The sequence below is a fragment of the Micromonospora haikouensis genome (assembly GCF_000876225.1).
GTDB lineage: Bacteria > Actinomycetota > Actinomycetes > Mycobacteriales > Micromonosporaceae > Micromonospora > Micromonospora haikouensis.
In genome coordinates this window covers 97102-109995 of sequence record NZ_JXSX01000003.1, presented here as the reverse complement: position 1 = coordinate 109995, position 12894 = coordinate 97102, and the positions used below count along the sequence as shown (strand labels likewise).

12 protein-coding genes are annotated in these 12894 nt (G+C 73.1%); 6 read left to right on the top strand and 6 right to left on the bottom strand.

Annotation, left to right across the window (positions count from 1 at the left end; translation table 11 throughout):
* Positions 1-6: 6 nt before the first annotated feature.
* The gene (locus tag TK50_RS22155) at positions 7-357 is read right to left on the bottom strand and encodes a VOC family protein (RefSeq protein WP_043966819.1); all 351 of its coding nucleotides are present in this window, start codon (positions 355-357) and stop codon (positions 7-9) included.
* A gap of 278 nt (positions 358-635) precedes the next feature.
* Between TK50_RS22155 and TK50_RS22150 the strand changes: the two genes are divergently transcribed.
* Positions 636-1136, top strand: coding sequence for a roadblock/LC7 domain-containing protein (locus TK50_RS22150; protein WP_052504041.1), 501 nt, complete (start codon positions 636-638; stop codon positions 1134-1136).
* Between the two features lie 122 nt (positions 1137-1258).
* Here TK50_RS22150 and ppdK read toward each other — a convergent pair whose 3' ends face one another.
* Positions 1259-3967: a pyruvate, phosphate dikinase gene (gene ppdK / locus TK50_RS22145; RefSeq protein WP_043966817.1), complete on the bottom strand. Its 2709-nt coding sequence runs from the start codon at positions 3965-3967 to the stop codon at positions 1259-1261.
* A 313-nt stretch (positions 3968-4280) separates the two neighbouring features.
* Here ppdK and TK50_RS22140 point away from each other — a divergent pair, with 313 nt between their 5' ends.
* Together TK50_RS22140 and TK50_RS22135 are read left to right on the top strand one after the other, a co-directional pair.
* A complete protein-coding gene (locus TK50_RS22140; protein WP_043966816.1) occupies positions 4281-6023 on the top strand; it encodes a beta-N-acetylhexosaminidase in 1743 nt (580 codons plus the stop codon).
* Between the two features lie 312 nt (positions 6024-6335).
* Positions 6336-6989 carry a C39 family peptidase gene (locus TK50_RS22135; RefSeq protein ID WP_043966815.1) on the top strand — a complete coding sequence of 218 codons (654 nt, stop codon included), beginning with the start codon at positions 6336-6338 and terminating at the stop codon, positions 6987-6989.
* 101 nt (positions 6990-7090) lie between these two features.
* On the opposite strand, the gene dusB is transcribed toward TK50_RS22135, so the two are convergent.
* The 4 genes from dusB to TK50_RS22115 form a co-directional block, all read right to left on the bottom strand.
* A complete protein-coding gene (gene dusB / locus TK50_RS22130) occupies positions 7091-8266 on the bottom strand; it encodes a tRNA dihydrouridine synthase DusB (RefSeq protein ID WP_043966814.1) in 1176 nt (391 codons plus the stop codon).
* 69 nt (positions 8267-8335) lie between these two features.
* Positions 8336-9715 (bottom strand): glycine--tRNA ligase, encoded by a 1380-nt coding sequence (locus TK50_RS22125; RefSeq protein ID WP_043966813.1) that lies wholly within the window; start codon positions 9713-9715, stop codon positions 8336-8338.
* A 120-nt stretch (positions 9716-9835) separates the two neighbouring features.
* Complete coding sequence (locus TK50_RS22120; RefSeq protein ID WP_229405238.1) at positions 9836-10411, bottom strand: hypothetical protein; 576 nt, start codon at positions 10409-10411, stop codon at positions 9836-9838.
* 24 nt (positions 10412-10435) lie between these two features.
* Positions 10436-10777, bottom strand: a complete 342-nt coding sequence (locus TK50_RS22115) for an antibiotic biosynthesis monooxygenase family protein (protein ID WP_043966812.1) — start codon at positions 10775-10777, stop codon at positions 10436-10438.
* A 28-nt stretch (positions 10778-10805) separates the two neighbouring features.
* On the opposite strand from TK50_RS22115, the gene TK50_RS22110 reads away from it, so the two are divergent.
* The 3 genes from TK50_RS22110 to TK50_RS22100 all read left to right on the top strand — a co-directional run bounded on the left by TK50_RS22110 (position 10806) and on the right by TK50_RS22100 (position 12893).
* Positions 10806-11063, top strand: coding sequence for a DUF6703 family protein (locus TK50_RS22110; RefSeq protein WP_043966811.1), 258 nt, complete (start codon positions 10806-10808; stop codon positions 11061-11063).
* Between the two features lie 106 nt (positions 11064-11169).
* Complete coding sequence (locus TK50_RS22105) at positions 11170-12135, top strand: metal ABC transporter substrate-binding protein (RefSeq protein ID WP_422119965.1); 966 nt, start codon at positions 11170-11172, stop codon at positions 12133-12135.
* On the top strand, positions 12132-12893 hold the full coding sequence (locus TK50_RS22100; RefSeq protein ID WP_043966809.1) for a metal ABC transporter ATP-binding protein: 762 nt from the start codon (positions 12132-12134) through the stop codon (positions 12891-12893). The genes TK50_RS22105 and TK50_RS22100 overlap by 4 nt, the downstream gene beginning before the upstream one ends.
* The last annotated feature ends 1 nt before the right edge of the window (position 12894 follow it).

The window sequence follows — 12894 nt, the reverse complement described above, 5'->3', positions numbered from 1 at the left end:
CACCGGCTATCCCCGCTGCCGCAGCACGCAGAACTCGTTGCCCTCGGGGTCGGCGAGCACCGTCCGGTCGGCGTCGCCCTGGCCGACGTCGACGTGCCGGGCGCCCATGTCGACCAGCCGCTCGACCTCGGCCTCCTGGTCGGCCGGGCGCAGGTCGAGGTGGAGGCGGTTGCGGCCCTGCTTGTCGCCGGAGACCGGCAGGAAGACGATGCCCGGGAGCCGGTCGGCGGACTGCCGGATCTCCACCTCGCCGGGCCGCTCGGCCACCACCCGGTAGCCCAGCGCCTCGGCCCACCAGCGGGCGAGCCGGGCCGGATCCCGCGCGTCCACGGTGAGACTCTCCCAGACGCTGGTCATGCGGTTCCACCCTCCACCGGCGATACGACATCCTTCGCGAGAGCCCCCAGGCTACGCCTGAGGGCTGCCGACGGCGCGGCGACGACTCCCGCGCGACGAGTCCCCGCCCGGCGGCGCGCAACAGCCGATCAGTCGAGAGTTGTCGGCTAATCGCCGACCGTGACGGGTCGCGGTCCACCATGGCGACCGGTAGCGTTCCCAGAGCAGAACGTTACCGATGATCCGCACACCTGAATCAGATCCGAACCAGATGAATCGGACGACGGGAAGTGACGCTCGTGGACGCTGACACGGTGCTGGAAACGGAACTACGGGGGCTGCGCCAGCGCCGGCCGGAGGTCGCCGGGGGCGTGCTCGCCGGCACCGACGGCCTGCTCATCTCCAGCGACCTGCCGACCACCGACGCCACCCACCTGGCGGCCCTGGCCGCGGCCAGCTTCGGCCTCGGCCACCGGGTCGCCGACACTGTCCGACACGGCGAGTTCCAGGAGTCGGTCGTGTTCACCGCCCGGGGCTGCGTGGTGACCTACCCGGCCGGCCGGCACGCGCTGCTGACCCTGGTCACCGGGGCCCGCACCGACCTGGAGACCCTGCACCGGGAGGCCCGGGAGGTGGCCGCCCGGACGGGCTCGGCCTTCGACCAGGAGCGCAGCGCGCCCGTCAGCATGCCCGCGCCCGACCCGCACGCGCCGCTGGCCATGCGGACCCCGATGGCGACCCTGCCAGGGCGCACCCCGAACGCGTCCCGCGCCACCGGCTGGCGGCGTCCGCCGATCTGAGCCCGCCGGCCCCGGTGGGTGATGCGTGCGGCTTCCCCACCGGGGCCGGCGCCGGACGCGGCGACCGCCGGCCCGTCGTGCGGCCGGGCCCCGCCGCGCCGGCGGTGCGACGGCTCCGTCGCTCAGCGGCTGTCGGAGCCGACCGTCTCGACCGCCGCGCGACCGGCCTCCAGCCGGGCCACCGGCACCCGGAACGGCGAGCAGGAGACATAGTCCAGGCCGACGGAGTGGAAGAAGTGGACGGACTCCGGGTCGCCACCGTGCTCGCCGCAGACACCGAGCTTCAGCTCCGGCCGCGCCGCCCGGCCCTCCTCGGCGGCGATCCGCACCAGCCGGCCCACGCCGTCGCGGTCGATCGACTCGAACGGCGAGATGCCGAAGATGCCCAGCTCCAGGTAGCGCCAGAAGAAGGCCCCCTCCACGTCGTCGCGGGAGAAGCCCCAGCCCATCTGGGTCAGGTCGTTGGTGCCGAAGGAGAAGAACTGCGCCGCCTCGGCGATCTGGCCGGCGGTCAGCGCCGCCCGGGGCACCTCGATCATCGTGCCGATCAGCACCTCGACGCCGCTGTCCCCGACCACCTCGGCGATGATCTTCTCGGCCTCGGCGCGCACCGTCTCCAACTCCTGGACCGCCCCGACCAGCGGGACCATGATCTCCGGGCAGGCCGACCCGCCCTCGCGGGTGACCCGCACGGCGGCCTCGGCGATCGCCCGCACCTGCATGGCGAACAGGCCGGGGATGACCAGGCCGAGCCGCACGCCGCGCAGGCCCAGCATCGGGTTCTCCTCGTGCATCCGCCGGACGGCGGCGAGCAGCGCCTCCTCCTTGGCCACGTCCTCGCCGCGTTCCTGGGCGACGGCGACGTCGACCGCGAGCTGCTCCAGCGGGGGCAGGAACTCGTGCAGCGGCGGGTCGATCAGCCGCACCGTGACCGGCAGGCCGTCCATCTCGCGGAAGATCTCCACGAAGTCGTCGCGCTGCAACGGCAGCAGCGCGGCGAGGGCGTCGGAGCGCTCGGTGTCGGTGCGGGTCAGGATCAGCCGTTCGACCAGCTCACGCCGGTCGCCGAGGAACATGTGCTCGGTGCGGCACAGGCCGATGCCCTGCGCGCCGAAGCGCCGGGCCCGGGCGGCGTCCTCGCCCGTGTCGGCGTTCGCGCGTACCGCCAGCCGCCGGGCCGCGTCGGCGTGGGTCATGATCCGGTGTACGGCCCTGACCAGCGCGTCGTCGGCCTCGTCGGGGTCGAGCGTGCCCTCGAAGTAGCGCACCACCTCCGACGGCATGACCGGCACCTCGCCGAGGTAGACCTTACCGGTGGTGCCGTCGATCGAGACGACGTCGCCCTCGCTCACGGTCTGTCCGGCGACGCTGAACCGCTTCGCCGGCACGTTGACGTCGATCTCGTCGGCGCCGGACACGCAGGTCTTGCCCATGCCCCGGGCGACCACGGCGGCATGGCTGGTCTTACCGCCGCGGGAGGTGAGGATGCCCTTCGCGGCGATCATGCCGTTGAGGTCGTCAGGGTTGGTCTCCCGGCGGACGAGGATGACCGCCTCGCCCTCGGCGGCCAGCTCGACGGCGCGGGCGGAGGTGAAGACCACCTTGCCGGACGCCGCGCCCGGCGACGCCCCGACGCCCTTGGCGACCGGCTCGAAGTCGTGGTCGAGCTGGAACCGGGGGAACATGAGCTGGGCGAGCTGTGCGCCGTTGACCCGGTGCAGCGCCTCGTCGAGGTCGATCAGGCCCTCGTCGACGAGCTGGCCGGCGATGACGAACGCCGCCGCGGCGGTGCGCTTGCCGACCCGGGTCTGGAGCATCCAGAGCTTGCCGCGTTCGATGGTGAACTCGATGTCGCACAGGTCCCGGTAGTGCCCCTCCAGCCGGGCCATGATGCCGAGCAGCTCGTCGTAGGACCGCTTGTCGAGGCGCTCCAGGTCCTGCAGCGGCACGGTGTTGCGGATGCCGGCGACGACGTCCTCGCCCTGGGCGTTGGCCAGGTAGTCGCCGTAGATGCCCTGCGCGCCGCTGGCGGGGTCGCGGGTGAAGGCGACGCCGGTGCCGGAGTCCGGGCCGAGGTTGCCGAAGACCATGGCCACCACGTTGACGGCGGTGCCGAGGTCGGCGGGGATGCGCTCCTGCCGGCGGTAGAGCACCGCGCGCTCGGCGTTCCACGACTCGAAGACCGCACGGATGGCCAGGTCGAGCTGCTCGCGGGGCTCCTGCGGGAAGTCGCGCCCGGTGTGCTTGAGGAAGATCTTCTTGTACGCGTCGACCAGCCCCCGCAGGTCGTCGGCGTCCAGGTCGAGGTCGCTGGTGGTGCCCCGGGCGCGCTTGGCCTCGTCGAGCGCGTGTTCGAACTCCTCGCCCGGCACCTCGCAGACGGTCTTGCCGAACATCTGGATCAGCCGGCGGTAGGAGTCCCAGGCGAACCGTTCGTTGCCACCCGCCTGGGCGGCGAGCCCGACGACGCTGCGGTCGTTGAGGCCGACGTTGAGGACGGTCTCCATCATGCCCGGCATGGAGAACTTCGCCCCGGAGCGTACGGAGACCAGCAGCGGGTCGTGCGGGTCGCCGAGGCGGCGGCCCATCCCCCGCTCCAGCGACTCCAGGTGCGCCTCGATCTGGCCAGCGAGCCCGTCCGGCTCCCGTCCGGTGGCGAGGTACGCCTTGCAGGCCTCGGTGGTGATGGTGAAGCCGGGCGGCACCGGCAGGCCGAGATTCGTCATCTCGGCGAGGTTCGCCCCCTTGCCGCCGAGCAGGTCCTTGAGGTCCTTGTTGCCCTCGGCGAAGTCGTAGACGTACTTGTGATCGACCGTCTCTTGCGCTGCCACCAGAGCCTCCCACGCGCGCCGGACTGACACTTAACGAAGGTTCAGTTTGCTGATACCCCAGGGCTGACCACCGCTAATCCGGTGCCGTCGCCGATCGGTGGGCGAAGGCTAAGCGAACATCGCATGACCTGGGACTACTTGGTGACAATCGGCACAGCCGTCACGACTATCCGCGTCCGTACCGGTTTTTGGGAACGTTTCCACGAGCACGATCACGCATTTCTCGGCTCCCCTCGTACTCTTGACCGCACCGGTTCTGCCGAACTTCACCTTTGCCATATCCCTCGCAAATACACCCCCCGGAGTCCGCACCGTGCCGCCCACCGCGCCCCGCCCCGCCGAGCCCGGCCGCAGACCGCTCGACCAGACCGGCCCGGCCGTCGACCCGACCGCACCCGGGCCGGCCGCCGCCGACCTGGCCCACGCCGCCGCCCGCGCCGCCGTCGACCGGCTCGCGCCGCCGGCCCCCGTCCGGCTGGGCGACGTGGTCCCCGCCCCGGAACGGGTCGAGCCCGACCCGGCCGCCGACTTCACGCTCCCCGCCGACGCGGCCGTCCGGGTCAGCCCCGACCCGGCCGCCCGGGACGTCGCCGAGCAACTCGCGGCCCTGCTGCGGCCGGCCACCGGATACCCGCTCCCGGTGACCGACGCCACGCCGCCCGCCGAGGGCCTGACCCTCCAGCTCTCCGGCACGCCCGGCCCGGTCGCCGCGGGTGCCGGCCCCGGCCCGGTCGCCGCGCTCGGCGCGGAGGGCTACCGGCTCGACGTGACCCCCGACGCGGTACGCATCACCGCCGCCACCCCGGCCGGCCTCCTGCACGGCGTGCAGACCCTGCGCCAGCTCCTGCCGCCCGCCATCGAGAGCCCCACCCCGGTGGCCGCCCGCTGGGCGGTGCCCGGCGGGGTGATCGTCGACCGGCCCCGGTTTGCCTACCGGGGCGCGATGCTCGACGTGGCGCGGCACTTCTTCGGCGTCGCCGACGTCCTGCGGGTGATCGACCACCTGGCCCGCTACAAGCTCAACCACCTGCACCTGCACCTCACCGACGACCAGGGCTGGCGGATCGCCGTCGACGGCTGGCCGAGGTTGGCCGCCGTCGGCGGGGCGACCCAGGTGGGCGGCGGCCCCGGCGGGGCGTACACCCGGGCCGACTACCGGCGCATCGTCTCCTACGCCGCCCGCCGGCACGTCACCGTCGTCCCGGAGATCGACCTGCCCGGCCACACCAACGCGGCGCTGACCGCGTACCCGCAGCTCGCGCCGGACGGGATCGCGCCGCCGCCGTACACGGGCACCGAGGTCGGCTTCAGCTACCTCGACCCGGGCGACGAGCGCACGTACGCCTTCGTCGCCGACGTGCTCGGCGAGGTCGCCGCGCTCACCCCCGGGCCGTGGCTGCACATCGGCGGGGACGAGGCGTTCAAGGTCCCGGCCGACGCGTACGCCCGCTTCGTCGCGCGGACGCAGGGCATCGTCGCCGCCACCGGCAAGACCGTGGTCGGCTGGCACCAGATCGCCCCGGCCGGGCACGCCGACGGTCGGGTGCTGCAGTGGTGGGGCACCGGGGGCGACGACCCCGTGACGGCCGAGGCGGTCCGGCGCGGCGCGCGGGTGATCCTCTCCCCCGGCAACCGCGCATACCTGGACATGAAGTACGCCCCGGACACCCCGATCGGGCACGACTGGGCGGGCCTCATCGACGTGGAACGGGCGTACGACTGGGATCCGGGCACGCACCTGGGCGGCGTGCCCGCCGAGGCGGTGCTGGGCGTGGAGGCCCCGCTGTGGACCGAGTCGGTGACCTCGCTGGCCGAGATCGAGTTCATGCTGCTGCCCCGGCTGCCCGCCCTCGCTGAGCTGGGCTGGTCGCCCCGCCGTACGCACGACTGGGCGTCCTTCCGCCGTCGCCTCGCCGGGCACGGCCCCCGCTGGCGCACCGCCGGCATCACGTTCCACCCCGCCCCCGAGATTCCCTGGCCGACCACGGTCCCCACCGGGCTCCCCGGCCCCCGCCCGGCACCGCAGCCGACCGCACCCACGGCCGACCTGCCCTGACGCGAGGGATGCCCGGTTTGCACCATCGCGTCCCGTGGCCCGGGTCACCGCGGTGGCGGAATCGGCGTGGGGGTGGGGGCGTTGTATCTGGCATGCGACCGGGGCTCTGCCGCCTGGTCGGTTCCCTGGTCGGCCCCGCCCCGTGAGCCCGGATGCCGGGTCGGGGAATGGCGGACGGGCCGGGGTGGTTACATCTCCCGGACGCCCCGAGCAGGCCCCCCGGCCGCCGGGTGTGTGTCCCCCAGTCTTCTCGCGGTGCCGCCGTTCCCCCGTGGCGCCGTGTCTTTCCCCCGAGCAGAGGAGCACGCTGTTATGCGTACCGATCTGATTCGTCGTACCGCTCTGACCGTTGCTGGTATCGCTGCGACCGCTGGTGGGATCGCGGGTCCGGCGCTGGCCGCGCAGGCCGCTCCCGCGGAGCGGGCCGCCGCGTCGGTGCAGGCGGAGCGTCGGCCGGCGGGTGAGCGTCAGCTGGACGTGCGCTACGAGGCGCAGCCGAACTTCTTCTACTGTGGCCCGGCGGCGGCGCGCAACGCGCTGAGCGTGCAGGGCAAGAACATCGACGTGGACACCATGGCCAAGGAGATGGGCACCACCGAGGCCGGCACCAACTCCATCAACGACATCACCCCCGTGCTCAACAAGGAGACCGGCCGCAAGGCGTACCACAGCACGGAGATGCCGGCCGACAAGGTCGACGGTAAGCGCGTCGAGAAGCTGCGCGCCGACATCGTCCGCGCGGTCGACGACGGCCGGGCCGTGGTGGCCAACATCGCCGGCACCGCCACCGACACCGACGGCGTCAGCCACTCCTTCGAGGGCGGCCACTACATCAGCGTCGTCGGCTACTCCGAGGGCGGGAAGACCGTGACGATCGCCGACTCGGCCAACCCGGACCAGGCCAGCTACCGCATCGACGTCGACGCCCTGGCGCACTGGATCGCCAGCCGCGGCTACGCCTCCTGACGCACCACACGTAAGGGCCCGACCCCGGCAGGGGTCGGGCCCTTCGTCGTAAGGAAGGGCCCCTTGTCAACGCCTCTGTTGCACAGGGGCCCCTGCAAACGTCAGCCGCCGGAGTCGGCCAGCTCGGCGCCCTCCGGCACGGTGTCGTCGTCCCGGCTGGCCAGCCACCCGTCGGGCAGGAAGACCTTGCCCGGCGAGTTCGTCCGGCCGCGCGGCTGACCCAGCGTCGCCACCGGGAACGGCTCGGCCGGGTCGAGCTTGCCGAGCAGGTCGTCGAGCTGGGCCAGACTCTCGATCATCGCCAGCTCGCGGCGCAGCTCGCTGCCGACCGGGAAGCCCTTGAGATACCAGGCCACGTGCTTGCGGAAGTCCGTGCAGCCGTCCCGCTCGCCCCGGCCCGGGTTGCGCGCGCCCGCCGTGAACTGGTCGACCAGCAGCTCGGCGTGCCGGCGCATGGTCGCTGCCACCTCGCCGAGAGTGGGCAGCCGCCGCTCGGGCCGGCCCTCGAAGGCGGCCTCCAAGTCGGCGAAGAGCCACGGCCGACCCAGGCAGCCGCGCCCGATCACCACGCCGTCGACGCCGGTGTGGGCGACCATCCGCAGCGCGTCGTCGGCCTCCCAGATGTCGCCGTTGCCGAGGACCGGCACGTCGAGCGCCTGCTTGAGGGTGGCGATGGCGTCCCAGTCGGCGGTGCCCGAGTAGCGCTGCGCGGCCGTACGCCCGTGCAGGGCCACCGCCGCGACGCCCGCGTCCTGGGCGGCGAGCCCCGCCTCGACGTACGTCAGGTGGTCGTCGTCGATGCCCTTGCGCATCTTCACGGTGACCGGCACCCCGGCGGGCGACGCGGCGTCCACGGCGGCCCGCACCAGCCGGGCGAACAGTCGCCGCCGCCAGGGCAGGGCCGATCCGCCGCCGCGCCGGGTGACCTTCGGGACGGGGCAGCCGAAGTTGAGGTCGATGTGGTCGGCGAGATCCTTCTCCACCACGATCCGCACGGCGGCGGCGGTGATCTCCGGGTCGGTGCCGTAGAGCTGGAGGCTGCGCGGCCGCTCGTCGTCGCCGAAGGCGATCATCCGCAGCGTCTTCGGGTTCCGCTCGACCAGCGCGACCGTGGTGATCATCTCGCAGACGTAGATGCCGCCGCCCTGCTCCCGGCACAGCCGGCGGAACCCGACGTTGGTGATCCCGGCCATCGGGGCGAGCACCACCGGCGGCCACACCTCGTGCCGCCCGATGCGCAGCCCGCCGCCGGGCCCGCTCCCCTGCCTTCCGCTCACACTCACCCGGCAAGTGTAAGAGGGGCCCCTGCCGACGCCTTCCGCATGGCCGGGGCCCCTCCTACACCGTCAGCAGCCGGGGAGGCGCTCGATCAGGTAGCGCTCCACCTGGTCCAGGCCGATGCGCTCCTGGGCCATGGTGTCCCGGTTGCGTACCGTCACCGCGTTGTCGTCGAGGGTGTCGAAGTCGACCGTCACGCAGAACGGGGTGCCGATCTCGTCCTGGCGGCGGTAGCGGCGGCCGATGGCCTGCGAGTCGTCGAACTCCACCACCCAGCGCTTGCGCAGGTCGGCGGCGAGCTGCTTGGCCTTCGGCGAGAGGGCCTCGTTGCGCGACAGCGGCAGCACGGCCACCTTCACCGGGGCCAGGCGCGGGTCGAAGCGCATGACGGTGCGCTTGTCCACCCCGCCCTTGGTGTTCGGGGCCTCGTCCTCGTCGTACGCCTCCAGCAGGAACGCGAGCACCGCGCGGGTGAGGCCGGCGGCCGGCTCGATCACGTACGGGATCCAGCGCTCGCCCTTGGCCTGGTCGAAGTACGACAGGTCGACGCCGGAGTGCTTGCTGTGCGTGGACAGGTCGAAGTCGGTGCGGTTGGCGATGCCCTCCAGCTCGGCGAACTCGCTGCCGCCGAACTGGAACTTGTACTCGATGTCGACGGTGCGCTTCGAGTAGTGGGAGAGCTTCTCCTTGGGGTGCTCGTAGAAGCGCAGGTTCTCCTCCGACAGGCCGAGGTCGAGGTACCAGTTCCAGCGCTCCTGCAGCCAGTACTCGTGCCACTGCTCGTCGGTGCCCGGCTCGACGAAGAACTCCATCTCCATCTGCTCGAACTCGCGGGTGCGGAAGATGAAGTTGCCCGGGGTGATCTCGTTGCGGAACGACTTGCCGGTCTGCGCGATGCCGAACGGCGGCTTCTTGCGGGCGACCGTCTCGACGTTCTTGTAGTTGACGAAGATGCCCTGGGCGGTCTCGGGGCGCAGGTAGTGCAGGCCCTCGTCGCTCTCCACCGGGCCGAGGTAGGTCTTCATCAGGCCGTTGAACATCTTCGGCTCGGTGAAGGTGCCCTTGTTGCCGCAGTTGGGGCAGTTCAGCTCCGTCAGCGAGGTCAGCGGCTTGCCGTGCTTGGCCTCGTACGCCTCCTCCAGGTGGTCGGCGCGGAACCGCTTGTGGCAGGACTGGCACTCGGTGAGCGGGTCGACGAACTCGGCGATGTGGCCGCTGGCCTCCCAGACCTTGCGGGCCAGGATGACCGCCGAGTCCAGGCCGACGACGTCGTCGCGCTGCTGGACCATGGTCCGCCACCACTGCCGGCGGACGTTCTCCTTCAGCTCCACGCCGAGCGGGCCGTAGTCCCACGCCGACCGGGTGCCCCCGTAGATCTCGCTGGAGGGGAAGACGAAGCCTCGGCGCTTGGCGAGGCTGACGACGGCGTCGATACGGTCGGCTGGCATGTTGTTTCCTCCTACGCCGGCTGGCGGTCGGCGGGGGCGCGCGGTGGACGGAACGGTCGGTTCGGGACCCACGGTACGACCGCGGGGACCCCGAGCCCAGCAGAATACCGGGGGCGGCGGTCAGCTCACCCCGCAGACCTCCATGGCGCCGGTCTGCTCGTCGGGGGCGAGGGTGACCTCCTGGTCGCCCCGGTCACCGCCGCTGAAGGTGACCGAGACGGGCACGGTGAGGTTGACCGTGTCGACGTCACCCACCCGGTACGAGTCGATCTGCGGCTCGGCGGCGACCCGCCGCTCGAACTCCTGCCGGGACTCGCGCCGCTGCGCGTCGTCGCAGAGCGCGTCGTACGACTGGTCGTACTTGCGCTCGGCCAGCCCCCGGTAGTAGTCGTCGGTGACCGACCGGCCCTGCTCGCGTACGGCCTGCACGTTGCTGACCGCGAGGCCCACCACGGCCGTGCCGCCCCCGCCGCAGCAGATCAGCACCGCGAGCGCCCCCGCGCCGAGGCCGAGCCACAGGCGGGCGCCGCGCCCCTCGGTGGGGGGCGCCGCGAACGGCGGGACCACCCCGGGGCCGGCCGGGGGCGCGGGGACCTGCGGCTCCGGGGGCGTCGGCGGCACGCCGGGGGCCGGCGGGCCGTCGGGCCCGGGCGCCACGGGGTACGGGGGTGGACCGGACGGTCCGGGTGCGGTCATAGGTGCAGGGTAGTGCCCGGCGGCTCAGCGCAGCGGATCAGCGGCCCGATCACTGGGGTTGACCTCCACGGCGCCGCCGGGTGCCGCGCCGGCCAGCGTCTCGTACGCGGACGGCTCGTCCAGCGACTCGGCCAGCAGCGGCGTGGCGTGCACCTTCACGTCGAACCCGCCGAGCGCCCGCCGGTACGTCCCGACGGACTCCCACTCGGTGACCAGGCACCAGTGGCGGGGGTCGTCCAGGGCCCGCAGCAGCTCCCCGCGCAGGTAGCCGGGGCGGGCGGCGAGCGCGGCGAGGGCGGCGTGCGCGCGTTCGGTGAAGGCGGGGGCGACGTCCTCGTCGATCACGAACCGGTTGGTGACCAGCACCCGGGATCCTCCTCGTAGAGTCTGTGGGATGCAGCGTACGCAGCGCTCCCTGCCGCTCCGGCTGGCCCGGGCGAACCCGACGACGGTCTTCCTGGCGGCCCTGGTGCTGGTGCTGGTGGGGCTGTTCGCCCCGGGGGTGCTCGGCGGGGCGCTGCTGCTGGTGCTCGCCGCCGCGCTGGTGGCGCTGCTGGTCACCACCTGGCCGGTGCAGTCCCCGGCGACCCGGGTGATCCGGCTGGTGATGCTGACCCTGCTGGTGGCCGTGGCGTTGGCGAAGCTGCTCTGAGCCGCCCAGCCGCCAACAGCGGAGTCGGCACTAGCAGAAGAGCCACTCGCATGCAAGCATGCGTTTTTGACAATCAATTTCGTTATCGCGGAGAGTTGGGGGCATGATGCTCCGCCGCCCCACCGTACGTGTCCTGGCCGCCGCGACCGCCCTGGTCGCGCTCGGTGCCGCCACCGCCTGCTCCGACGACGGCACGACCGGCGCCGACCCGCAGCGGGTCGACGTGGCCGCCGCCTTCTACCCGCTGCAGTTCGTCGCCGAGCGGGTCGGCGGCGACGCGGTCCGGGTCACCAACCTGACCAAGCCCGGCGCCGAGCCGCACGACCTGGAGCTCACCCCGAGCCAGGTCGGCGAGGTCAACCAGGCCGAGCTGGTCATCTACCTCAAGGGCTTCCAGCCGGCCGTGGACGAGGCGATCACGCAGAGCGGCGGCGACCGGGCCTTCGACGTGGCCGGGGTGCAGCCACTGCTGGCCGCGAGCGCGGGCGGGCACGACCACGAGGGCGAGGGCGCGGGCCAGGAGGAGCACGCCGACGAGGAGGGCAACGGTGGCAAGGACCCCCACCTGTGGCTCGACCCGACCCGGCTGGCCGGCGTCGCCGACCAGCTCGCCGAGCGGCTCGGCAAGGCCGACCCGGAGCACGCCGCCGACTACACCGCGCGGGCGAAGACCCTGCGCGCCGAGCTGGAGAAGCTGGACGCCGACTTCGCCGCCGGGCTGAAGACCTGCCAGCGGCGGGAGATCGTGGTGAGCCACACCGCGTTCGGCTACCTGGCCGAGCGCTACCAGCTCGAACAGGTCGGCATCACCGGGCTCACCCCGGAGACCGAGCCCGCCCCGCAGCGCCTCGCCGAGGTGGCGAAGGAGGCCCGGGAGCACGGCGCGACCACGATCTTCTTCGAGACCCTGGTCAGCCCGAAGGTCGCCGAGACCATCGCCCGCGAGGTCGGCGCGAAGACGGCGGTGCTCGACCCGCTGGAGGGGCTGTCGGCCGACGGCGGCGGGCAGGACTACCTTTCGGTGATGCGCACCAACCTGCAGACCCTGAGGACGGCGTTGAGCTGCTCGTGACCGAACCTGTCATCACCGTCGCACACGGGGTGGTCGGCTACGACGGCCGCCCCGTGCTGCGGGACGTCTCCCTCGCCGTCGACACCGGCGAGGTCGTCGCCATTCTCGGCGCCAACGGCTCCGGCAAGTCCACGCTGATCCGCGCGGTGCTCGGGCTGGTCCCGCTGCACTCCGGGTCCGTATCGCTGTTCGGCACCCCGCTGCGGCGGTTCCGGCAGTGGAAACGCATCGGGTACGTCCCGCAGCGGCTCGGCGCGGGCGGCGGGGTCCCCGCCACGGTCCGCGAGGTGGTCGCCTCCGGCCGGCTGGCCCGCCGGGGCGTGCTGCGCCCGCCGGGGCGGGCCGACCGGGCGGCGGTCGACGCCGCGCTGGCGTCGGTGGGCCTGGCCGACCGGGCCGGCGACCCGGTGGCCACCCTCTCCGGCGGGCAGCAGCAGCGCACCCTGATCGCCCGGGCGCTGGCCGGCGAGCCGGAGCTGCTGGTCCTCGACGAGCCGACCGCCGGGGTCGACGCGGCCAGCCAGGAGGCGTTCGCGGGGGCGCTGCGCGGCTTCCTCGACGGCGGCGGGACGGTGTTGCTGGTCGCCCACGAGCTGGGGCCGCTGCGCCCGCTGATCAGCCGCGCCGTGGTGGTGCACCAGGGCGGGATCGCGCACGACGGGGCGGTCCCCGAACCGGCCGGGCACCACGCCGACCCCGACCACGACCACGTGCACCCGCACGCACCCGACGAGCCCGCAGGGCTGTGGAGCAGTTGAG